The organism is Micromonospora sp. IBHARD004, assembly GCF_052814115.1.
Genome location: NZ_CP199934.1, coordinates 6,548,504 through 6,569,901, shown reverse-complemented (window position 1 = coordinate 6,569,901; position 21,398 = coordinate 6,548,504). Strand labels below are relative to the sequence as shown.

Sequence of the window (21,398 nt, the reverse complement as noted above, 5' to 3'; positions counted from 1 at the left end):
CGTCACGGCTTCCAGGACGGGTTGTGCAGGATGGCCAGGTTCTGCCGCGCGGTCACCGCCAGGCTGTGGTTACGGTCGGCGCCCGGCAGCGCATCGAGAACACCCCAGTACAACCCGATCGCCCGCTCCCGGTACCCGGCGAAGGCCAGGGTCGCGGCCAGGTTGTTCCGCCGGCCGACCGTCTGGAGGTCGTCGCGCCCGTGCTGCTGCTCGCTGTAGCGGACATTCTGTTCGTGCAGCTCGATCGCTTGGGCGTACTGGCCGGCCTGCTGGTATCCCACCGCCAGGTTGTTCCGGAAGACCAGGGTGAGCTCGCCGTCGGTGCCGTGCAGATGCTCGGCCGCGACCACGACCTCCCGCAGCACGTCCAGCCCGTCGTCGACGTCCCCGGCGGCGAGGTACGCCTGCCCGAGCGCGTTACGGACCTTCAGCGTGTCCTCGTCGACCGGGCCGAACGCCTGCGCCGCGCCGGCCGCGAGGGGTTCGAGCAGGGCGATGGCCTCGGTGAAGCGTCCGCACCGGCGGTGATCCTCGGCGAGGTCCAGCCGGCAGGCCAGGGTGCTGCGGCTGTGGAGCGATTCCCTACCGAGGCCGGACGCCCGCCAGACGTCGAGGGACAGGCGGACCGCGTCGAGCGGATCGGCGATCGCGGGCGCGGGTGGCGGCGGCATGGCCGGCAGGGGCTGGGGCGGGTCCGCCTCCCGCGCCACCCAGGACGCGAGCAGCGCCCGCAGCGCCGGGGAGTCGATGCCGCCGACGTACAACCGGCAGACCCCGTGGTCCAGGTGCAAGTGCAGAAACGAGCCACCGTCGTCCCTCGACCAGACGGAGGTCATGGCCAAGGTGAGGAAGCTGGGGGTCCGCACCTCCAGGCCGCGCAGGTGGGGCCAGCGGAAGATCAGGAACCGACGTACCCGCCGGCGTAGCACGATCCCGGAGCGGTGGAAGACGGCGGTGAGCGCCGGTGTCTCGTCCGCCCGGCGGGGATGCCCGTCGAGATAGGTCACATCGGGTATCGCGAGCGTCGACATCCCGTCATCGTCCCATTCGGACGCTCGGCTGAAAACGCTCCAACCGCGGCCCGGGGTACGGCGGGCGGCCGATCGCCCGTCGTACCCCGGGTCCGTCAGCGGACGGTAAGCGTGCCGAACAGCGGCAGCGGCGCGACCACCGGCGGGACGCCCCCAGCTGTCGCCGACCACCCCCGGGGCGCTGGCGCGCCGGTCGAACGGGCCGGCGTAGGCGCCCTCGAGGTGGCCGAGCGGCTCACGAGGTGGAGAGTTTGTCGAACTTCTCCCACGGGCCGATCGCCGTCCGGTTGGCGATCAGCGGCTTGGCCCCCGCGCTCTCCGCCACCACGTACCTGCCGTTGGCGTTGGCCCGGAGGCTGATGGTGCCGTCCGAGTTGTTGATGACCGTGAACTTCTCCCACGAGCCGATCGCCGTCCGGTTGGCGATCAGTGGCATGGCACCCCCGCTCTCCGCCACCACGTACTTACCGTTGGCGCGCGAGCGGAGAGCGACGAATCCGCCGCCCGCATCGATCATGTCGAACTGCTCCCACAGCCCGATCGCGGTCCGGTTGGCGATCAGCGGCTTGGCTCCGGCGCTCTCGGCCACGACATAGCGGCTGTTGGCTCGGGCGCGGAACGCGACCGGCGCCGCGGCCGCCGGAGCGCCGGTGAGTCGGGTGAGGGCCTCATAGTCGCCGTTGAACACGTTCTGGCTGTAGTTCGCGGGCTGGCTGGGGTCACCGGCTGCGTACTGCCAGACGGTCTCCTTCGTCCAGCCGGCCGGCAATGGCGGGCGGGTGGTCGTGTAGCCGGCGATGTCCAGCGGGTGATCGCCGAAGGTCGCGTTGTTGCCGGTGCACGGGTTCCAGAAGTTAGTGTTGGTGTAGATCATCGGCACCCGACCGATGCGTGTCTTGACCTGGTTGCTGAAAGCCCGGATCCAGTTGGAGAACTCGGTCGTGGTCAGCCCGTAGCAGGTGGGTGCGCCACTCCAGTACGGCCACTCGATGTCCACCATGGGTACGAGCGTCTGGCTGTCCTTGGCGAACTGCGCGTTGTCGATGAAGAAATTCGCCTCGGTGATCGGGTCGCGGCTGTCCGGGCGCGCGAAGTGGTATGCACCGACGAGCTGCCCGGCCGCCTTGGCCGCACGGTAATCCTCGGCGAAGTAGGGGTTGAGGTAGGTCCGCCCCTCGGTCGCCTTGATGTACGTGAACTTGTACCCGTTGGCCGCCACGGCCGGCCAGTCGATCGGGCCGAGGTTGTGGTCGTGGCTCGAGACGTCGATGCCACGGATCGTGTAGCCGGCCGGGGTGGTGGCGCTCGCCGACAGCGAGCTGGTGCGCGCGCCCGGGTTGACTCCGGCGTTCGCCCGTCCACCACCGTCGGGAGTGGAGCCGGCCGCATTCACCGGTTGTGACGTGCCGATCGTCGCGCCGAGAGCCAGCCCGGCGGACATCAGCACCGAAATCCATTTTCTTGACATGATAGGTCGCGAATCTCCTTCGTCGGGAAGTCGACGACCGCCGGTCGCGGATGGCGGATCACGGCGTCAGTACACGCATCGCATTCGGCCGAGGGGATCGGCCGGAGCGGGGTGCGGTCGTACTCTAGCCCGACGAGGTGCCTGCGCGGTGTCCCGGACGGCTCGGCTCTGCTCGCCGGTCCGGGCGGTATCCGGCAAGGAGGCCGCGCGGAAGAGGCGCGGCCCGTCCGAGAATGGGCCGGGGTACGGCGGGCGCCCGATCGCCCGCCGTACCCCGGGTCCCGTCAGCGGACGGTCAGCGTGCCGACGACGCCGGACGCCAGCGCGCACTTCTCCTCGGGCGAACCGGTCCTGCGGTTGACAGCCGGATGACCTGGGCCATGCTTGTCGGGTGAGGTTGTTCCCCAAGCCCGACGCGCGCTTCCGTGCCGCCGTCGCGACGCTGGCCACGGTCGCCCTGCTGGCGACCATGCTGATCTGGCGCCCGGACGGCATCCTGGCCGTGGTGCTGGCGCTGGTCCTCGTGCTGCTCGCGATGACGGCGGGCGTGGCCGTGACCGCGGCGCGGGAGAGCCGGGGCGCCACGCCGACCGCCGCCCACCCGCCGCCCGGGCAGCCGCTGCCCGGCGGCTACGGGGTGGACGCCGACACGCTGGAGGCGCTGGACCCGCGCGCGGTGCGGGACAGCCGGTCGGTGAACGGGATCAGCGACCGGTGAGCGTCGGCGCGGCGAGCGCGTCCACGCCGCGCCCGGCCAGACAGCGGTAGGTCCGGTCGCCGTCCGACCCGGCCGGCGGCAGCACCTCGAGGTTCCACCCGGCCTGGTACCGGATGCCGCTGGTGAGCCGGAACGTGCGGGCGTTGCAGACGCCGCGGATGAGAGGGTCGGCGCTGATCGCCGCGTGCCCCGCCCCGACCAGCGCGTCCGGCAGCTCCCCCTCGGCGTAGGTCTCCCAGGTGTGCCGGCCGTCGCAGGGGATCCGGGCCGCCTCCGCCCGGGCGCCGCGCAGCCGGACCGGCCCGAAACACTCCAACCCGGACGCACAGCGGGCGCCCGCCGGCAGGTCGACGCCGGACGAGCCGACCCGGCAGCCCGGCAGCACGTCCGCTCCGCCACCCGACACGCTGACCCCGGTGGCCACGGGCGTCGGCGACACCACCGCCGGCGCGCCCCCGGCGAGCCACGCACCGGCGGTGGCGGAGGCGCCCAGCGCGAGGACCCCGGCACCGCCGAGGAACCACCGCCGCCGCCACCGCCGCACCGGCGTCGGCACCGTCGGGTGTGCGTCCTCCGTCGGCGGGCGCTGGGCCGGCTGCCCCGTCCGGCCGACGGTGTGCGGACCGGTGGCGCCGCCGCTGACCGGGATGCCGGAGACCGGGGCGCCGGAGACCGGCGCCGCGCCCGGGTCGAGCGGGAGCGCGGCGAGCAGCCCGCGCAGCTCGACGGCGGACGGCCGCGAGCCGGGGTCGTTGTCCATCCCGGCCCGCAGCACGTCGACCAGCTCCTCCGGCACGCCGGGCAGCCCGGGGATCGGCTGGTGGAACATCTCCAGCACGGTGACCAGGCTCGGGTTGCGCTCGGACTGCCAGCGCGGCGGCCGGCCGTGCATCACCGCGTAGAGGGTCGCGCAGAGCGCGTACACGTCCACCGCCGGTGAGGGCGGGCTGTGGCTGAACATCTCCGGCGGCGCGTACGCCGGGGTGAGCACCTCCAGGGTGACCGAGGCGTCCCGCACCTCGGCCAGCACCGCCAGCCCGAAGTCGGCCAGCACCGCCGGGTTGAAGTGCGAGTAGAGGATGTTGGCGGGCTTGACGTCCCGGTGCAGCACCCCGGCCGCGTGCGAGTGGGCGAGCGCGTCGGCGATCTTGACGCCGAGGTCACGGGCCTCCGCCGGACCCAGCGGGGAGGTCCGCATCCGCTCCGCGTACGACCCGTCGCAGAGCTCCATGATCAGGTAGGGGTGCTGGTCGACGGTGACCCCGACGTCGAAGAGGTCGACCACGTGCGGGTGGGACGACATCTTCCCGGCGGCCCGCGCCTCACGCAGGAAGCGCGCCTGGTCCCGCTCGCTGTCCAGGGTGCGGTTCTCCACCTTGACCGCGACCTCGCGCCCCACCGAGATCTGCGTGGCCCGGTAGACGGTGGCGTAGCCGCCCCGGGCGAAGACCTCCAGATCGGTCAGACCGGGCACGATGGGGAGCCGACGGGCGCCGGGCGGGGTGTCGGTCACGGCTCGAAAATACCTGTCTCCACCGTCGGCTCAGTGGACCGGACCAGCCGCTGGCGCGCTACCTGCGGCGTCGTCCGCCGCCGCGGACCCGGCCGGGGCGTCGCCGTCGGCCGCGCCGGCCCGCTCAACCGGGTCGATGCCGTCCACCGCCGGCGCGGCGCGGCGGGCGTCCCACCAGAGGCCCACCGCGGTGGCGACCGCGCCCAGCCCCTCCCAGGCGGCGACCCCGAAGAACCGGCCCGGGGCGACGTCGGAGAGCACCGCGATGGTGAAGACGGTGAACGTGACGAGCCGGAAGACCACCGTGAACCGGTAGAAGGGCCGCCACTCGGTCGCGGTGGCGAGCAGGTAGTAGACGCCCATGTTGAACGAGGCCATCGAGGACGCGGTGAGGAACGTGCCGGTGTAGTCGCCGCGCGCACGGGTGGCCGGCACCTCGAAGCCGAGCAGCCGCAGCTGCACCTCCGGCCAGATCAACCCGAGCGCACCCAGCAGCAACGCGAGGACGCCGAAGACGGCCATCGTCCAGCCGGCGCCGGAGCGCGGCAGCCTCATCTGTCCTCCCCAACCCGCGACCACCACCGTGGACGGCCGTTTCGATCAGACACACGCTAGCCGCCACCCCTGACGCCCACATCCCCGGAACCGCCAAACCTCCGGCCGCCCCGGCCCGGCCCGGCGCTGAGTTCGCACCGGGATCGCGGGTGTGGGGCGCGTCAGGGGAGGGCGAGGCGGGCGCGGAGGACGTCGGCGGCGGGGCGTTCGCTGCGCTGCTCGGTGGCGTACGCCAGGCGTACCGCCTCGTCGGCGCTGGCCAGGGCCTCGACCGGGCGGCCGCAGGCGGCCAGCGCCTCGGCCAGCACCATCGCGGCGACGACCTGGCTGCGGACGTCCTCCGCCGGGGCGACCACCGCCCGTTGCGCCCAGTCCAGCGCCTGCTCCCGCTGGCCGTGGGCGAGCAGCGCGGAGGCGTACCGGGCCATCGTCTGCCGGCGGGAGAAGAGCAGCGAGGGGCTGCTCGCGGCGGCGGTGGCGACCGGGGCGAGCAGCCCCACCGCGGTCGCCGAGTCACCCGCCGCGAGCCGGGCCATCGCGAGCAGCACCCGGGGCCCCACCTGCGCGGGGGCCTGCGGGTTGTGCGGCTCGACCGTGGTCAGCACCGCACGGGCGCTCCGCTCGGCGGTGTCGCAGTCGCCCAGGTCCAGCGCCACGAAGCCGCGCAACGTGCCGGCCATCCCGGTGAGCAGCGGATGCGACGTCCGGTCAGCGTACGCGAACGCGTCGGTGAGCAGGTCGGCCGCGTGCTCCGACTCGCCCAGCCCGCGCGCCACCACGCCCCGGACCACCAGGGCGAAGCCCTGCCCCCAGTCGTCGGAGACCTCGGCGAACTCCCGGTACGCCTGCCGCGCCGCCCGGTCCGCCTCGGCCAGCTCACCCAGCTCGGCGGTGGCGTACGCCTCGACCGCGCGCAGCGTGCCGACCGCCCACGCCTCGCCGACCCGCTCCCCGAACGGAAGGAAGACCTGCGCCAGCCGGCAGGCCTCCCGCAGCCGGCCGGCGAGCAGCCGGGCGAACGCGGTGGTGCCGCGCAGCCAGGCCCGCCCGTACGGGTCCTTCAGCTCCGCGAAGAGCCGGGCGGCCCGGCCGAGCACCGCGTCGGTGCCGGCGAAGTCGCCCCGGGTGGTGGTCACCCAGGCCAGGTTCTGCAACGACCAGGCCTGCCCGCGCGGGTCCTTCGCGGAGAGGCTGACCTGGTAGGAGGCGGCGAGCCGGCTGCTCGCCTGACCCAGCCGGCCGGCGATGAAGTCGGCCATCCCGAGCCGGCGCATCGCCGAGGCGCGCAGCGTCGGCAGCTCACCCGCGGTGGCCACCTGCAACGCCTCCTGCCAGCAGCACTCCGCCCGGCTCTGGTCGCCGAGGGTCTGGTGGGCCTGCCCGGCGAGCAGCAGCGCGCTGGCCCGGGTCGCCGCGTCGCCGGCGTTGGCGGCGATCTTCTCGGCGAAGGCGAGCGCGTCGGCCGGGCGGCCGATCTGGAGCAGCGCCCGGGCGTGCACCACCCGGTCGGCCAGCGGGACGCCGTCGCGGGCCAGCTCGGCGGCGCGTTCGGCGTACTCGATGGCGAGGGCCGGCTCCCCGGCGCGCAGCGACCGGCGGGCGGCCCGGCCCAGCGCGGCGACCCCGAGCGGGACGACCGCGCGGGCCGGCGCGTCCGGGCGGAGCTTCACCGCGTCGGCGAGCGTGGCGGCCCGCTCGACGTGCTCGGCGACGAAGTCGTCCCGGGCGGTGCCGGTGAAGCCGCCGGGCGGGCCGCCCGTCGGGTCGGCGCCGGAGGTCTCGGCCGCGGCCCAGCGGACCAGCGCGGCGTGCCGCTCGGCCAGCTCCGCCTTGCTCACCCCGGCGTACGCGGCCTCCCGCATCAGCGGCGTCGCGAACGCGTACCCGGTGCGGGTGCGGTGCAGCATGCGGCGTTGCAGCAGCTCCTCCACGGCCCGGTCCAGCTCGACCGCGACCACCGCCGCCGGCCGGCCGTCCCGCCCGGCGCGCTGCTCGCGGAGCGCCTCCAGGGCACCGGCCGGCACGGTGTCGCCGACCACCGCCGCGTCCCGCAGCACCGAGCGGGCGTCCACCGGCAGCGCGTCGATGCGGGCCGCGAGCACGGCGGCCAGGTCCCGGGAGAGCAGCCGGCTGCCCAGCGAGCCGGGGACCAGCCGCCAGCCGGCGTCCGCGCCCGCGGTCAGGGCGCCGCGCTCGCGGAGCAGGGTGACCAGCTCGGCCAGGTAGAACGGGTTGCCCTGGGCGGTGGCGAGCAGCTGGTCCGCGTCGGCCGGCGGCAGCTTCCCGCCGCTGAGGTAGCTGGTCAGCAGCCGGGCGGCGTCGGCACCGCGCAGCGCGGGCAGCGCGTGCACCTCGGCGTCCGCGACCCGGGTCAGCGCCCCGGCGGTACGCACCAGCTCGGGGCGGCCGAGCAGCAGCACCAGCACCGGGCCGCTGAGCCGGTTGAGGGTCAGCGCGAGCGCCTTGATGGTCTCGGCGGTGGCGTCGTGCAGGTCGTCCACCACGATCACCAGCGGCGCCTCGACGGCGAGCCCGCTGAGCAGCCCGGCGACCGCGTTCGGCACGGCCTCGGCGTCCGGCGGCGGGGCGGCGGCGTTCCACTCGCCGTTCTCGGCGGCGGCGGGGAGTTCGGCGTACCCGAGCAGGGCCAGCAGCTGGTCGGTCGCGATCGGGGGCGGGTCGCCGGGGAGCCGGCCGAGCCGCTGGCCGAGCCGGCGCAGCCGCTCCTCCACGGCCGGCCGGGTGAGCGCGGTGGCCGCGTCGTTGGGCAGGCCGACGGCCGCCCGGACCAGGTCGGCCAGGGGGGCGAGCCGGCGTCGTTCGCCGAACGCGGCGCAGCGGACGGAGAGCACCCGCGCGCCGGTGTGCGCGGCGTACCGGCCGGCCCCGACGTCGTAGCCGGCGGCGAGGCGTTCCACCTCGGCGGCGAACCGGGACTTGCCGATCCCCGCCTCGGCGGTCATCAGCAGCACCCTCGGCTCGCCCCGGTCGATCACCTCGGCGAGCCGGCCGGCGACCCGGCCGATCTCGGTCTCCCGGCCCACGAAGGGCGCCTCGTCGCCGAGGCCGGACCGGGTGCCCGGCGCGTCCAGCAGCCCCAGCAGCTCGTACGCCTCGACCGGCTCGCGCTTGCCCTTGAGCCGCAGCGGCCGCAGCGCCCGCCAGGAGGCGACGTGCCGGGTGGCGGCGGAGGTGCGGGCGCCGGCGTAGACCGCGCCGACGGCGGCGGCGTCGGCGAGCCGGGCGGCGGTGTTGACCGTGTCGCCGATGACCGTGTACTCGATCGCGGCCTGGATGCCGGCGATCACGTCGCCGGTGTTGAGGCCGACCCGCAGGCCGAGCGGCGCGCCGCCGCCGCGCTCGTCGTCGAGCACCCGGCGGACCGCCCGCTGCATGGACAGGGCGGCGCGGACCGCGCGTTCGGCGTCGTCCTCGTGGGCGACCGGCGCGCCGAAGACCGCCATGATCCCGTCGCCGGTGAGCTTGTCGACGTGCCCGCCGAAGGTCTTCACCGCGCCGGCGAGCGCGGCGAGCACCCGGTCGGTGACCGCGCCGACCCGTTCCGGGTCGAGGTCCTCGGACCAGGAGGTGAAGTCGGAGAGGTCGCCGAAGAGCACGGTGACCACCCGCCGCTCGGCGGCGGGGAGCGTGGCGGCGGCGGGCAGCGCCGCGCCGCAGTTGTGGCAGAACCGCGCGCCGGGTACGGCGACGGTTCCACACACCGGGCAGGTCACGGCTGCTTCAACTCCGCACCCCCGGCGCCGGATTCCCGCGGCTCGACCCCGAGGTACTCCAACTGGGCCCGGACCGACCATTCGGCGGCCCACCAGAGCGACCGGTCGACGTCCGCGTAGACCCGCTCGACCACCTCGGACGCGGTGGTGGCGCCCGCGTCGACCGCCGCTCGGACCTGGTCGAGCCGGGCGCGGCGGTGGGCGAGGTAGAACTCGGCGGCGGCGCCGCAGTCGGCCAGCGCCGGGCCGTGCCCGGGCAGCGCCGGGACCCCCCGGTACGTCGAGAGCAGTTCCAGGCTGGCCAGGTAGTCACCGAGGTGACCGTCGGGGTGGGCGACCACGGTGGTGCCCCGCCCCAGGATGGTGTCGCCGGTGAGCACCACCCGCTGGTCCTCGTGCTCGACCAGGAAGCAGACGGAGTCGGCGGTGTGTCCGGGGGTGGGGAGCAGGTGGATCTCCACCCCGAAGCCGCCGAGGTGGCCGCCGGGGGTGCCCAGTGGCTCGCCGCCGATGGTGTGCGCGGGGTCGGCGGCGCGCACGTGGGCACCGCCGAGCAGTTCGTGCAGGCGGGCGGAGGCCTCGGTGTGGTCCGGGTGCCCGTGGGTGATCAGCACGAGCCCGACCGGTCCGTGCGCCGCGATGCGGGCCAGGTGGTCCTCGTCGGCCGGCCCGGGGTCGACCACCACGGCCGGCTCACCGGGGGCCGCCCGGAGCACCCAGGTGTTGGTGCCGTCGAGCGTCATCGGCCCCGGGTTCGGCGCCCGTAGCAGCGTCACCCACCCGGGTAACTCGTCGGCCAGCGCCCCCGCCGCCTCGGTCACATGCCCGCCCATGGCAGCGATCGTACGACTCCGCCCGCCGGTCCCCGCGATCTTGCAGCTCCGGCCCCTGATTCGTGCCCGTTCAGGGCTTTCGCGGGGCGACATCCGCAAGATCGCGGGTACGGAGCGTCAGACGACCTCGACGATGACCTCTACCTCGACGGGGGCGTCCAGGGGGAGCTCGGCGACACCGACCGCGGAGCGGGCGTGCCGGCCGGCCTCGCCGAAGACCGCGCCGAAGAGGTCGGAGGCGCCGTTGATCACGCCCGGCTGGCCGGTGAAGCCGGGCGCGCTGGCGACGAAGCCGGTCAGCTTGACGATCTTGACGACGTTCTCCAGGCCGACCAGCGAGTCGATCGCGGCCAGGGCGTTCAGCGCGCACCGCTGGGCCAGGTCCTTCGCCTGCTCGGCGGAGACCCCGGCGCCGACCTTGCCGGTGGCGAGCAGCTTGCCCTCCGCCATCGGCAGCTGGCCGGAGACGTAGACGTGCTGCCCGGACTGGACGGCCGGCACGTAGCTGGCCACCGGCGGCACCACCTCGGGCAGGCTCAGGCCGAGTTCCGCGAGCTTCGCGTGCGGTCCGTTGCTCATGCCCGTCAGCCCTTCGGGCGCTTCAGGTAGGCGACGAGCTGCTCCGGGTTCGGGCCGGGAACCACGGAGACCAGCTCCCAGCCGTCCTCGCCCCAGTTGTCGAGGATCTGCTTGGTCGCGTGGACCAGCAGCGGGACCGTGGCGTATTCCCACTTCTGCATCGGGTGAAGGCTCCCTTGCCTGACATGGACAACTTCCAGGCACAGACTACGGTCAGGACGGCGGCCTGGGTGCGGGACGCTGCTCGGGCGCCACGGGCAGCTCACCGCAGGGGCCCGCGTGGTCGTAGCGCTGCGGGCACGGCCGCGGGCCGGCAGCAGCAGGTCGCAGAAGACCCGGTGCACCGTCCGGCTCACGTCCACGGCTGGTGAGGGCGCCCCGCGAGGGCCGCGGACCCACGCGGGGCTGGCAAGTCGCCCATCGACCGCTACCCTTCCCGTCGGACGGGCGACCCACGCTCGGCCGCCACGCTCGATCACGCGTTCGTCGCCCTGGGGCGGCGACGGCGCCGCACCCCGGGGGAAAGACATGACCCAACCGCCCATCGGTGGCGCCACCGGCTCGCCCGGCGGCCCGTTCCGCCCGGAGCCGCCGGCCGGGGCCGTGCCGGCCGCCGCACCGGCACCCGGTGCGTTCCCGCCGCCGCCGGCTGCGGGCTACCCGCCGTACCAGAGCCCGGCGCCGCCGAAGAAGCGGCGCGGCCTGCTGATCGCCTCGATCGTGCTGGCCGCGGCCATCCTGCTCTGCGGCGGCGGCGGCACGGCCGCGTTCCTCACCCTGCGCGACACCGAGGACGGCCAGGGCGCCAAGGAGCCGGCGGTCGCCGTGGACGGCTTCCTCACCGCCGTCTACAAGGACCGGGACGCCAGGAAGGCGGCCACCTTCGTCTGCTCCGCATCCCGGGACGACAAGAAGATCGCCGGCAAGGTCACCGAGGTGCAGAAGTACGCGGCGGAGTACCAGAACCCGCGCTTCCGGTGGACCACCCCGAAGGTGGACAACCAGACCGGCGACCGGGCCACCGTCACCACCAAGGTCACCATGACCACCTCCGACGAGAAGGTGGCCGACCAGGAGCTGCGCTTCACCGTGGTGCAGAAGACGGGTTGGTGGGTCTGCGAGGTCGCCTGAGTCCGGCGGCTGGATAGGCTCGACGGGTGCGAGCAGCTGAGCAGCGGGCCGACGACTGGCCGTCCCGCCTTCACGTGGTGACCGGCAAGGGCGGCACGGGCAAGACCAGCGTGGCCGCGGCGCTGGCCCTCGGCCTGGCCGCCGGCGGCCGGCGCACGCTGCTGGTCGAGGTGGAGGGGCGGCAGGGCATCGCCCAGCTCTTCGGCACCGACCCGCTGCCGTACGAGGAACGGCACCTGGCCGACGCCCCCGGCGGTGGCGAGGTACGGGCCCTGGCGGTGGACGCCGAGGAGGCCCTGCTCGAGTACCTGGACATGTTCTACCACCTCGGCGCGGCCGGCCGGGCGCTGCGCAAGCTCGGCGCGATCGACTTCGCCACCACCATCGCGCCGGGACTGCGGGACGTGCTGCTCACCGGCAAGGTGAAGGAGGCGACCACCCGCACCAGCGGTCAGCGCCGGACGTACGACGCGGTGGTGCTGGACGCGCCGCCGACCGGGCGGATCGGCCGGTTCCTCAACGTCACCGCGGAGACCGCCCGGCTGGCGAAGATGGGCCCGATCAAGACCCAGAGCGACGGGGTCTCCGCGCTGCTGCGCTCCCCGATGACCGCGGTGCACGTGGTGACGTTGCTGGAGGAGATGCCAATCCAGGAGACGGTGGACGCGATCACCGAGCTGACCCAGCTCGGCTTCCCGGTCGGTCGGGTGATCGTCAACGGCGCCCGGCCACCGGTGCCGGCGGGGCGGGCGCTGAGCCAGGCCGAGCTGAAGCGGGGCCTGCTCGCCGCCGGCCTGCCCGTCGACCGGGACACCGTGGCCGGGCTGGCCGGGGAGGCCCGGGACCAGCTCGTCCGCCGGGAGCTGGAGGATTCGCTGCGCGCCGAACTGGTGGAGCTGGGCGTGCCGTTGACCGAGCTGCCGCTGCTGCCCGACGGGGTCGACCGGGCCGCGCTGGAGATGCTGGCCGGGGTGCTCGTCCGGGCGGATTGACTCACACCTGCGGCCGGCACGGAGCAGAGACACCCCTCAGCCCGATACGCTCGATTGGTGCCTTCCGAAGACGCGGCGCCCCCGCTGGACGTCGACCAGATCCTCGCCGACCCCGGCGTACGGATAGTGGTCTGCTGCGGGGCGGGCGGAGTGGGCAAGACGACCACGGCGGCCGCGCTGGCGCTGCGCGCCGCCGAGCGGCACGGCCGGCGGACGGTGGTGCTGACCATCGACCCGGCCCGCCGGCTGGCCCAGTCCCTCGGCCTGACCGAGCTGGACAACACCCCGCGCCAGGTCAAGGGCATCGACATCGAGGCCAGCGGCGGTGAGCTGCACGCCATGATGCTGGACATGAAGCGCACCTTCGACGACGTGGTGCTCCAGCACACCGACCCGGCGAAGGCGGCGGAGATCTTCGCCAACCCCTTCTACCAGGCGATGAGCTCGACCTTCGCCGGCACGCAGGAGTACATGGCGATGGAGAAGCTCGGGCAGCTGCACGCCCGGGGCGAGTGGGACCTGATCGTGGTGGACACCCCGCCGTCCCGCTCGGCGCTGGACTTCCTCGACGCCCCGGCCCGGCTCTCCCGCTTCCTGGACGGGCGGATGCTGCGGCTGCTGCTGGCCCCGGCGCGCAGCGGGGGGCGGAGCATGTTCAGCCTCGTGACGGCCAGCTTCGGGATGTTCTCGAAGGTCGTGCAGAAGGTGATCGGCGCGCAGCTGCTCACCGACCTGTCCGGCTTCGTCGCCGCGCTGGATTCCATGTTCGGCGGCTTCCGGCAGCGGGCCGAGCAGACGTACCGGATCCTGCAGGCGCGGGAGACCGCGTTCCTGCTGGTGGCGGCGCCCGAGCCGGACGCGGTCCGGGAGGCCGCCTACTTCGCCGGGCGGCTGCGGGAGGAGCGGATGCCGCTGGCCGGCCTGGTGCTCAACCGGGTCCACCGTCCGGCCGTGACGTCGCTGGACGCGGCGGAGAGCCTGGCCGCCGCGGAGCGGCTGACCGAGCTGGGTGGCCACGAGGGCACCGTCGACGTGCTGCGGGCCCACGCCGCGCTGGCCCAGCAGGCGGTCCGCGAGCAGCGGGTGGCGGCCCAGTTCACGGAGGCGTTCCCGGCGGTGCCGGCGGTGTCGGTGACGGCGCAGCCCGCCGACGTGCACGACGTCGACGGGCTGCGGACGATCGGCGCGGCGATCAGCCGGGCCTGAGGCGCGGCGGTCAGTTCGCGGCGGTCACCAGGACCTTGTCCTTGCCGGCCTTCTCCTTGGCGTTCTTCTTCATGGCGGCCTCGAACATCTTGCGCCAGCTCGTCACCTGCGGGTGGCGGCGCAGCAGCGCCCGGCGTTCGCGTTCGGTCATGCCGCCCCACACCCCGAACTCGATCCGGTTGTCGAGCGCATCGGCCAGGCACTCGTACCGAACTGGGCAGCTCCGGCAGATCCTCTTCGCCACGTTCTGTTCGGCGCCCTGTACGAACAACGCGTCCGGGTCCCCGTTCTGACATGCCGCCAGCGACGGCCAGTCAGTGATCATGCCCATGTGTACACGTCCCCCCTTGCAGTACCTACCGACTTCGCGCGACCAGCCGTCGATTCCCCCCGGTCGTCCGGCCCGTCCTTCCCCAAGGAGGCACGGACGACGTGTGGCTCTGTCGCCGCCACCATCATGCTCTGTAGTCGCCCGATTACGCAACGTTGTCGGCGAAATCCATCATTCCGGACACTCCCGGCTTCCCGGGCCTTCGCCCGCCGTCTACCCCGCCGGGGTCCGTGAAAACGCTGCGCGGCTCCCCCGTTCGGAGGAGACTCGTTGGCGGGTTCACGCAACCACGCACCGGGGTTCGTGCGTTTAGCACAACGAGGTCGGCGCGCGCAGGAAATGGGGAAAGAACGCCCCAGCGCCCCTCGTTCCCTACTCGCGTACCCTGTCGAGGTGACCTGGATGCGGAAACGTGACCACAATGTCTTCACCAACGCCGCATCGCTGCTGATCTGTGGCCTGTTGGCCGGCGTGGTGGTCGCGGCGGCGGCCTTCCCCGCGGTGGCGATGTCCGGGCTGGCCGCCAAGGCCGGCGCCGAAACCTTCGGCGCCCTGCCCAAGGAGCTGACCGTGGCCCGGGCGCCGCAGATCACCTATCTGCTCGCCTCGGACGGCAAGACCCCGCTCGCCACGATGTACGACGAGAACCGCCGGGACGTCAAGCTCAAGGACATCTCGCCCTTGATGCAGAAGGCGATCATCGCGGCCGAGGACCACGACTTCTACAAGCACAACGGCGTCGACCTCAACGGTGTCGCCCGGGCGTTCGTCAACAACCAGTCCGGTGCCAACTCCCGGCAGGGCGCGTCGACGCTGACCATGCAGTACGTCCGGCTCGCCATCGCGTACTCGGCGACGCACCCGGCCGACGTGGTCGCGGCGACCGAGGACACCAGCGCCCGGAAGCTGCGCGAGATGCGCTACGCGCTCCAGATCGACAAGGAGCTCACCAAGGACGAGATCCTGGAGCGCTACCTGAACATCGCGGCCTTCGGCAACGGCGCGTACGGCATCTTCGCGGCCAGCCAGGTCTACTTCGGCAAGCCGCCGAGCAAGCTCGACATCCAGGAGTCGGCCATGCTCGCCGGCATGGTCAAGGCGCCGACCGCGTTCGACCCGACCACCAAGGCCGGTTACCCCGAGGCGGTGGCCCGGCGGGACTACGTCATCCAGAACATGGTCGACATCGGGGCGGTCACCCAGGCGCAGGCCGACCAGGCCAAGAAGATCAAGCTGGAGGTCAACGACAAGCGCACCCCGAACGGCTGCGTCGCCACCAACCAGCGGACCTGGGGCTTCTTCTGCGACTACTTCTACCGCTGGTGGCTGCAGCAGGAGACGTTCGGCTCGACCTCGTACGACCGGGAGCGCCGGCTGAAGAGCGGTGGCTACACCATCACCACCACGCTCGACGTGCAGGCGCAGAAGGGCGCCGACAGGGCCGTCCGCAATCACCTGAAGGAGAACAGCAAGGCGGCCCGGATGGTGGCGGCGATCGAGCCGGGCACCGGCCGGGTGCGGGCGGTCGCGGTGAACCGCAACTTCAAGATCGACGACCCGAAGCACCCGCAGAACGCTTTCTCCAGCGACCCGAAGAAGGCCAAGAAGAAGATCCGGGGCAACTACCCGAACACGGTCAACCCGCTGGTCACCGGCGGACCCGGCATCACCGGGTACCAGGCCGGCTCGACCTTCAAGATGTTCGCGATGGTGGCGGCCCTGGAGAAGGGCATCCCGCTCAGCTACACCATCAACGCGCAGCCGTTCTTCAAGTCGGAATACATCATCGACTCCAGCAACCCGGCGGCCTGCAAGGGCACCCACTTCTACTGCCCGAAGAACGCCAGCGCCAGCATGACCGGCGTGCACAACATGTGGAGCGCGTTCGGCCAGTCGGTCAACACCTACTTCATCCCGCTCCAGCAGCAGGTCGGCGCGGAGAACGTGGTGAAGGTCGCGCAGAAGCTCGGCATCACCTTCCGCGCACCCTCGGACGCCAGGTTCGCCTCGACCAAGGACTACGCCCACCAGTGGGGCGCGTTCAGCCTCGGCGTCTCCCAGACCACCCCGCTGGAGCTGGCCAACGCGTACGCCACCCTGGCGGCGGACGGCAAGTACTGCGAGCCCATCCCGGTCCAGGAGATCCGCGGCCCGGACGGCGACAAGCTGGACATCGCCAACCCGCACTGCGAGCAGCGGATCAGCACCGAGGTGGCCCGGGCCGCCGTGGACGCCGCCCGCTGCCCGGTCGGTGACCACTCCGCGACCTCCAAGTGCAAGGGGGCCACCGCCCGCAACGTCCACGGGATCGTCGGCGCGCCGGTGGCCGGCAAGTCCGGCACCACCGACTCCGACAAGACCTCCGCCCTGGTCGCGATGACCAAGCAGTACGCGGTGGCCGGCATCATGGCCGACCCGGACTGGCCGCAGACCAACCAGAAGATGGGCCACGACGTCCAGAACGGCATCAACCCGGCGGTGTACGAGACGCTGCGCGACGCGATGAAGCACAAGGAGCGCATCGAGTTCACCCCGCCGAGCGGGAAGATCATCTTGGGTGACCAGCGCTCCATCCCCGACGTGAAGTGCCAGCCGATCGAGGCCGCCAAGTCGCGGCTGCGCGGCGCCGGGTTCGACCCCGTCGTCTCCAGCAGCAAGGTCCCGTCGAGCTGTCCGAAGGACACCGCCGCCGGCACCAGCCCGGACGGCCGCACCATCAAGGGCGGCGTGGTCACCATCGAGGTCAGCGCCGGTGGCGGGTCCACCCCCGGCGATGGCGCCACCCCGCCCGGCACACCGCCGACCCGCCCCGGGCGACCACGCGGCTGACCCGTGACACGGACGGGCGGGCACCCCACGAGGGGTGCCCGCCCGTTTCGCGTACGCCTGGCGGCAGCCGGTCGGGTCAGAGGCCGAGCTGTCGGCGTACCTCGGCGGCGACCCGACCGCCCTCGGCCCGGCCGGCCACCGCGGTCTGGGCCGCCTTCATGGCCGGGCCCATCTGCGCCTTGCCGGTGAAGCCGCCCGCGGCGAGCGCCCCCGCGACCAGCTCGGCCAGCTCGTCGTCGGAGAGCTGCTTCGGCAGGTAGCGCTCCAGCACCTCGCCCTCGGCGGTCTCCTTCGTGGCCTGCTCGGCGCGGCCGGCGTCGGCGAAGGCGGTCGCGGCCTCGCGCCGCTTCTTCGCCTCCTTGGTCAGCACCGCGAGCACCTCGTCGTCGGTGAGCTCGCGCTTGGCCTTGCCGGCGACCTCGGCGTTGCCGACGGCCGCGAGGGCCATCCGCAGCGTGGAGGTGGTCAGCTCGTCGCGCGCCTTGAGTGCGGCGCGCATGTCTGCGGTGAGGCGGTCCTTCAGCGTGCTCATGGACGGTCAAACTACCCTGAACGCCATGCGAAAGCGCACACTATTCCGGCTTGCCGCCGGCACCGTCGCCGCGGGCGCGGCCACCCTGGCGTACGCGTCGCTCGTCGAACGCAACATGTTCACCCTCCGCCGGTACGACGTGCCGGTGCTCCCGGCCGACGCCGAGCCGCTGCGCGTGCTGCACCTGTCGGACCTGCACATGATGCCCGGCCAGCGGCGCAAGCAGGACTGGGTGGCCTCGCTGGCCGCCCTCGACCCCGACCTGGTCGTGGTGACCGGGGACAACATGGCCCACCCCGACGCCGTCCCCGGCGTGCTGCGGGCTCTGCAACCGCTGCTCGACTTCCCAGGCGCGTTCGTCTTCGGCTCGAACGACTACACCGGGCCGGTCTGGAAGAACCCGTTCACCTACTTCCTGCCCAACCGGGAGTACACCGAGGGCGCGGCGCTGCCGTACGAGGAACTCCGGGACGTCTTCACCGGCGCCGGCTGGGCCGACCTGAACAACGCCCGGACCACGGTGAAGGCCGGCGGCCGGGAGGTCGAACTGGTCGGCGTCGACGACCCGCACATCGAGCGGGACGACTACGCCGCGGTGGCCGGCCCGGCGTCCGGCTCGGCCGACCTCTCGATCGCCCTGGCCCACTCCCCCGAGCCGGCCGTCCTCGACCAGATGGCCGCGGACGGCTTCGGGCTGCTGCTCGCCGGGCACACCCACGGCGGACAGGTCTGCGTGCCGGGCTACGGCGCGCTGGTGACCAACTGCGGGCTGCCCCGCTCGATGGCCCGCGGCCTGCACCGCTGGCCCGGCTCGGACTCCTGGCTGCACGTCTCCGCCGGGCTGGGCACGCACCCGACCGCACCGGTGCGCTTCGCCTGCCCGCCGGAGGCGAGCATCCTCACCCTGATCCCCCGCTGAGCAGGTCCAGGGCGGGGGCGAGGGGTACCGAGTTTGACCATCGGACCGGGTGGGCTACTATTTGTCGGCACGCCTCGGGGTGTGGCGCAGCTTGGTAGCGCGCTTCGTTCGGGACGAAGAGGTCGTCGGTTCGAATCCGGCCACCCCGACCAGAGGTAACAGCAGGTCAAGGCCCCTCCGTGGAGGGGCCTTGATTCATTTCAGGCGATCACTGCTCTGTCGGAGGCAGCGAGAAGGCAGCAAACGACGCGAGCACCCTGCGATCCCGGTCACGTGTCGAGTGCGTGTAGCGGTCCAGGGTTGTCGACGTCTGCTCGTGCCCCATCACCTTCGTCACGTCGTTGATGGGCACGCCGTCGGAGACGAGCCACGTCGCGTACGAGTGCCGAAGATCATGGAACCGGAGCGCGAGGGAGAGGCCGGCCCGTTGCAGCGACGGCTTCCAGATGCGCGCCCGGAACGTGCCTCGCTTGAGCGGTTCGCCGGTCCGGGCAACGAAGATCAGCCCCTCGACCCCCGTCTCGAAGGACTGCCGGTGGTCGGTCAGCGCCTGGACGACGAACGGCGGGAGCGGCACGGTCCGCCGGCCAGCTCGTGACTTCGGGTACGGCTTGAGCGTGACGTGCCCGGACACTTCCTCCGCCACCCGCACGACCCGGAGGACGCCAGCGGCCAGGTCGACGGCGTCCCAGCGGAGCCCGGCGCACTCGCCCCAGCGGAGCCCGGTGCCGGCGGCGACGGCGACCAGGGCGCGATACCGGTCGGGGATCGCAGGCAGCAGCTTGCCGAACACCTCCGCGCGGGAGATCACCAGTTCGTCAGTATCCATCCGACGGCGCGGCGGTAGCCGGACGCCCTCGCAGGGGTTGAACCCGATGAGCCGATCCCGGACCGCAGAACGCAGAACTCCGGACGTGAGGCGGTAGCACTCGCGGACAGTGGCAGGCGACAGCCGCTCCCCCAGCTTGGTCACCCACTCCTGAACGGCCGAGTGCTCGATCTTCGCCAGCGGCACCGCCCCCCACCGTGGCAGAACGTGGTTGCGCATGATCGACGCATCACGGGCAGCGGTCGCCTTCTCGTCGTTGCGGTTACTCAGCCAGCGCTCCCCGTAATCCGCGAAGCGGAGCCGCCCGGCGTCAGGGGCGACGTACGTTCCCCGGTTCAGCGCCGACTCAACCTCAGCGAGGAAGGCGTTTGCCTCGCGCTTAGTCCGAAACGTCTTTGACCTCTGCTTGCCTGCGGGATCGCGCCAGCAGGCTCTCTGCCGACGGTACTTCATTGACGAACCAGGGTTGCTGTACCGGAAGCACCCCGACCAGATCACCGCACAGGCCGACTGGACTGCAACCGCGGAGTGGCAGCTCCGCATGCAGCTCATCGAGTCCCGGGCGATCGCGCTACGAGCCCTCTTTCTTTCGACCAACGCCTGACCCGGGCAACCGGCGGCGGTCGTCGCCTGGAAGGCCGGCCGGACTGCCGGCGTGTCTAGTCCCACCACATGCTTGACGAGGCGGGGTCATCCGCGCTCACGTGCCACGCGGCGGGTCGTCGGGCTCGGCTGGGCCGTGCTGGATCTGCCGCTGCTGTCGGCCCGGGACTCGTAACGAGAAGCTGAGCAGGGTGACGAGGAAGGCAGTGAGCAGGCCGAGCGCGGCCAGGGCGGGCAGGAACCGGGCGACGGGCAGCAGCACGAGTGCCATGGCGGCGGCGACCAGATGGGCGGTCGGAGCGGCTCCGACCGAGAGCCGCCGAAACAGGCTCCGGCCGATGAGGTAGAGGGCCGCGCCACCGTACAGCGCGGCGGTGGAGGTCCACTCCAAAGGCGGCCCGGCGGGGTGCCCAGGCTGGTCGTGAACCAGATGGGCGAGTACCTGTTCGGCGCCCAACGCCACGAAAATGATCCCTGCCGTCATCGGGAAATGAGCCAGGCTGTACGCGTTGCTGGCTACGGCGCCGCGCTGCCGACTGGGCGTCCTGCCCAGTATCTCGGCAGCGCGTACCGCGGAGCGCCTGAAGTAGAACCACCAGCCGCACAGCGTGATGACGAAGGTGAGCAACGCCGCCAGCAGAACCGGCCCGCGGGTCACCGCCATCCCGGCACCGGCTCCGACTCCGACAGAGATCAACGACTCGCCGAGCGCGATGATCATTACGAGGCTATGCCGTTCGGCGAAGTGACTCGGGCTGCGCAACTCCCATCCGCTCAACTTCGAGGCGATCAAGCCACCGCCGAAATCGATGACGACCGCCAATGCCCAGAGCAGGGTCTGCGCGGTGCCGCCGAGCGTGGCGCCGAGGATCAGCGGTATCCAGGCGAAGGCCGTCGTGGTCGAGAACAGGCGCAGGGTCGTGCGCATCTGCCGGCTCTGCGCCGCAGCGTAGAAATAGAGGCCGACGTCCAGTGCCCGTAACACGATGTAGGCCAGGGCCAGGGTCAGCGGCCCGTCCACCGTCCCGTTGCCCTGCTGCCAGGCGTCGGGTATCACCAGGGCTATCACGAAGGTGGCCGCCGACGCCGCGAGGAAACCGCCGTAGATCGGGCCGACGTCGGCGCGGGCCTGGTTACCCAGCCACGTGTAGGTCGTCCAAGACATCCACAACAGCAGCAGGAGGATCAGCCCTTGCACCAGGGTGATTGGTGTGGGCGGCCGCCCCATGAACGCGGTGACCCGGGTGAAGGCGAAGATGAACACGAGGTCGAAGAAGATCTCCACGTGCGTTATCCGGTGCGTCTCCTCCGTCATCACCGGCCGGGACCAGAAGATAAGCCTCATAGCCCCATCTTCTTCGCCTACAGCCCGCAAGGTGCACGATCGTGATCCATTCAGCCGCACGTCAACGCGGTGGTATCTAACTGGCTCCCGGCCGTCGACCTGCCGCGTACACCGGCTGCCGGGTACCGGCCGGCTGCCGGCTGTCTAGTCCCACCACATGCTTGACAGTGAGGATGTGTTCGGCGGCACCGAGCGGGTCTGACTCGATGCTTGACCGACGCTTCGGCTGTCCTTGATCCGATCTGTCGGC

The 21,398-nt window shown here is 72.5% G+C and carries 18 protein-coding genes and 1 tRNA gene; 7 read left to right on the top strand and 12 right to left on the bottom strand.

Annotated features, from left to right (window positions below; genetic code table 11):
* Positions 1 to 2: 2 nt before the first annotated feature.
* Positions 3 to 1,031 carry a tetratricopeptide repeat protein gene (locus tag ACTWO6_RS32000; protein ID WP_446217382.1) on the bottom strand — a complete coding sequence of 343 codons (1,029 nt, stop codon included), beginning with the start codon at positions 1,029 to 1,031 and terminating at the stop codon, positions 3 to 5.
* Positions 1,032 to 1,266: 235 nt separating this feature from the next.
* The gene (locus ACTWO6_RS31995; RefSeq protein WP_446217381.1) at positions 1,267 to 2,499 is read right to left on the bottom strand and encodes a GH25 family lysozyme; all 1,233 of its coding nucleotides are present in this window, start codon (positions 2,497 to 2,499) and stop codon (positions 1,267 to 1,269) included.
* 391 nt (positions 2,500 to 2,890) lie between these two features.
* Here ACTWO6_RS31995 and ACTWO6_RS31990 point away from each other — a divergent pair, with 391 nt between their 5' ends.
* Positions 2,891 to 3,217 carry a hypothetical protein gene (locus ACTWO6_RS31990; protein WP_446217380.1) on the top strand — a complete coding sequence of 109 codons (327 nt, stop codon included), beginning with the start codon at positions 2,891 to 2,893 and terminating at the stop codon, positions 3,215 to 3,217.
* Here the strand turns inward: ACTWO6_RS31990 and ACTWO6_RS31985 are convergent.
* The 6 genes from ACTWO6_RS31985 to ACTWO6_RS31960 form a co-directional block, all read right to left on the bottom strand.
* Positions 3,204 to 4,730: a protein kinase domain-containing protein gene (locus ACTWO6_RS31985; RefSeq protein ID WP_446217379.1), complete on the bottom strand. Its 1,527-nt coding sequence runs from the start codon at positions 4,728 to 4,730 to the stop codon at positions 3,204 to 3,206. The two genes, ACTWO6_RS31990 and ACTWO6_RS31985, sit on opposite strands and share 14 nt — an antisense overlap.
* Before the next feature lie 30 nt (positions 4,731 to 4,760).
* Positions 4,761 to 5,285, bottom strand: a complete 525-nt coding sequence (locus ACTWO6_RS31980) for a hypothetical protein (protein WP_446217378.1) — start codon at positions 5,283 to 5,285, stop codon at positions 4,761 to 4,763.
* Positions 5,286 to 5,446: 161 nt separating this feature from the next.
* On the bottom strand, positions 5,447 to 9,019 hold the full coding sequence (locus ACTWO6_RS31975) for an adenylate/guanylate cyclase domain-containing protein (RefSeq protein ID WP_446217377.1): 3,573 nt from the start codon (positions 9,017 to 9,019) through the stop codon (positions 5,447 to 5,449).
* Positions 9,016 to 9,852 (bottom strand): MBL fold metallo-hydrolase, encoded by an 837-nt coding sequence (locus tag ACTWO6_RS31970; RefSeq protein WP_446217376.1) that lies wholly within the window; start codon positions 9,850 to 9,852, stop codon positions 9,016 to 9,018. Before ACTWO6_RS31970 ends, ACTWO6_RS31975 begins: the two co-directional genes overlap by 4 nt.
* Positions 9,853 to 9,969: 117 nt before the next feature.
* On the bottom strand, positions 9,970 to 10,431 hold the full coding sequence (locus ACTWO6_RS31965) for a RidA family protein (protein ID WP_446217375.1): 462 nt from the start codon (positions 10,429 to 10,431) through the stop codon (positions 9,970 to 9,972).
* A 5-nt stretch (positions 10,432 to 10,436) separates the two neighbouring features.
* On the bottom strand, positions 10,437 to 10,592 hold the full coding sequence (locus ACTWO6_RS31960; RefSeq protein WP_013289021.1) for a DUF4177 domain-containing protein: 156 nt from the start codon (positions 10,590 to 10,592) through the stop codon (positions 10,437 to 10,439).
* Positions 10,593 to 10,959: 367 nt separating this feature from the next.
* Between ACTWO6_RS31960 and ACTWO6_RS31955 the strand changes: the two genes are divergently transcribed.
* Genes ACTWO6_RS31955 through ACTWO6_RS31945 form a run of 3 tightly spaced genes read left to right on the top strand, consistent with a single transcriptional unit; the run spans position 10,960 to position 13,760 of the window.
* Positions 10,960 to 11,562, top strand: coding sequence for an Rv0361 family membrane protein (locus ACTWO6_RS31955; protein WP_446217374.1), 603 nt, complete (start codon positions 10,960 to 10,962; stop codon positions 11,560 to 11,562).
* A gap of 26 nt (positions 11,563 to 11,588) precedes the next feature.
* On the top strand, positions 11,589 to 12,554 hold the full coding sequence (locus tag ACTWO6_RS31950) for an ArsA-related P-loop ATPase (RefSeq protein ID WP_446217373.1): 966 nt from the start codon (positions 11,589 to 11,591) through the stop codon (positions 12,552 to 12,554).
* A gap of 54 nt (positions 12,555 to 12,608) precedes the next feature.
* A complete protein-coding gene (locus ACTWO6_RS31945; RefSeq protein WP_446217372.1) occupies positions 12,609 to 13,760 on the top strand; it encodes an ArsA family ATPase in 1,152 nt (383 codons plus the stop codon).
* Positions 13,761 to 13,770: 10 nt separating this feature from the next.
* Here the strand turns inward: ACTWO6_RS31945 and ACTWO6_RS31940 are convergent, their stop codons facing one another.
* Positions 13,771 to 14,091: a WhiB family transcriptional regulator gene (locus ACTWO6_RS31940; protein WP_130329724.1), complete on the bottom strand. Its 321-nt coding sequence runs from the start codon at positions 14,089 to 14,091 to the stop codon at positions 13,771 to 13,773.
* A 402-nt stretch (positions 14,092 to 14,493) separates the two neighbouring features.
* Between ACTWO6_RS31940 and ACTWO6_RS31935 the strand changes: the two genes are divergently transcribed.
* Positions 14,494 to 16,920, top strand: coding sequence for a penicillin-binding protein (locus tag ACTWO6_RS31935; protein ID WP_446217371.1), 2,427 nt, complete (start codon positions 14,494 to 14,496; stop codon positions 16,918 to 16,920).
* A gap of 76 nt (positions 16,921 to 16,996) precedes the next feature.
* Here the strand turns inward: ACTWO6_RS31935 and ACTWO6_RS31930 are convergent, their stop codons facing one another.
* Positions 16,997 to 17,452, bottom strand: a complete 456-nt coding sequence (locus ACTWO6_RS31930) for a GatB/YqeY domain-containing protein (RefSeq protein ID WP_446217370.1) — start codon at positions 17,450 to 17,452, stop codon at positions 16,997 to 16,999.
* Between the two features lie 25 nt (positions 17,453 to 17,477).
* On the opposite strand from ACTWO6_RS31930, the gene ACTWO6_RS31925 reads away from it, so the two are divergent.
* Positions 17,478 to 18,371: a metallophosphoesterase gene (locus tag ACTWO6_RS31925; protein WP_446217369.1), complete on the top strand. Its 894-nt coding sequence runs from the start codon at positions 17,478 to 17,480 to the stop codon at positions 18,369 to 18,371.
* Between the two features lie 75 nt (positions 18,372 to 18,446).
* Positions 18,447 to 18,523 (top strand) — tRNA-Pro (locus tag ACTWO6_RS31920).
* A gap of 56 nt (positions 18,524 to 18,579) precedes the next feature.
* Here the strand turns inward: ACTWO6_RS31920 and ACTWO6_RS31915 are convergent.
* Both ACTWO6_RS31915 and ACTWO6_RS31910 read right to left on the bottom strand, forming a co-directional pair.
* Positions 18,580 to 19,698 carry a tyrosine-type recombinase/integrase gene (locus tag ACTWO6_RS31915; RefSeq protein ID WP_446217368.1) on the bottom strand — a complete coding sequence of 373 codons (1,119 nt, stop codon included), beginning with the start codon at positions 19,696 to 19,698 and terminating at the stop codon, positions 18,580 to 18,582.
* Between the two features lie 202 nt (positions 19,699 to 19,900).
* Positions 19,901 to 21,148, bottom strand: coding sequence for a low temperature requirement protein A (locus ACTWO6_RS31910; protein ID WP_446217367.1), 1,248 nt, complete (start codon positions 21,146 to 21,148; stop codon positions 19,901 to 19,903).
* Positions 21,149 to 21,398 lie beyond the last annotated feature (250 nt).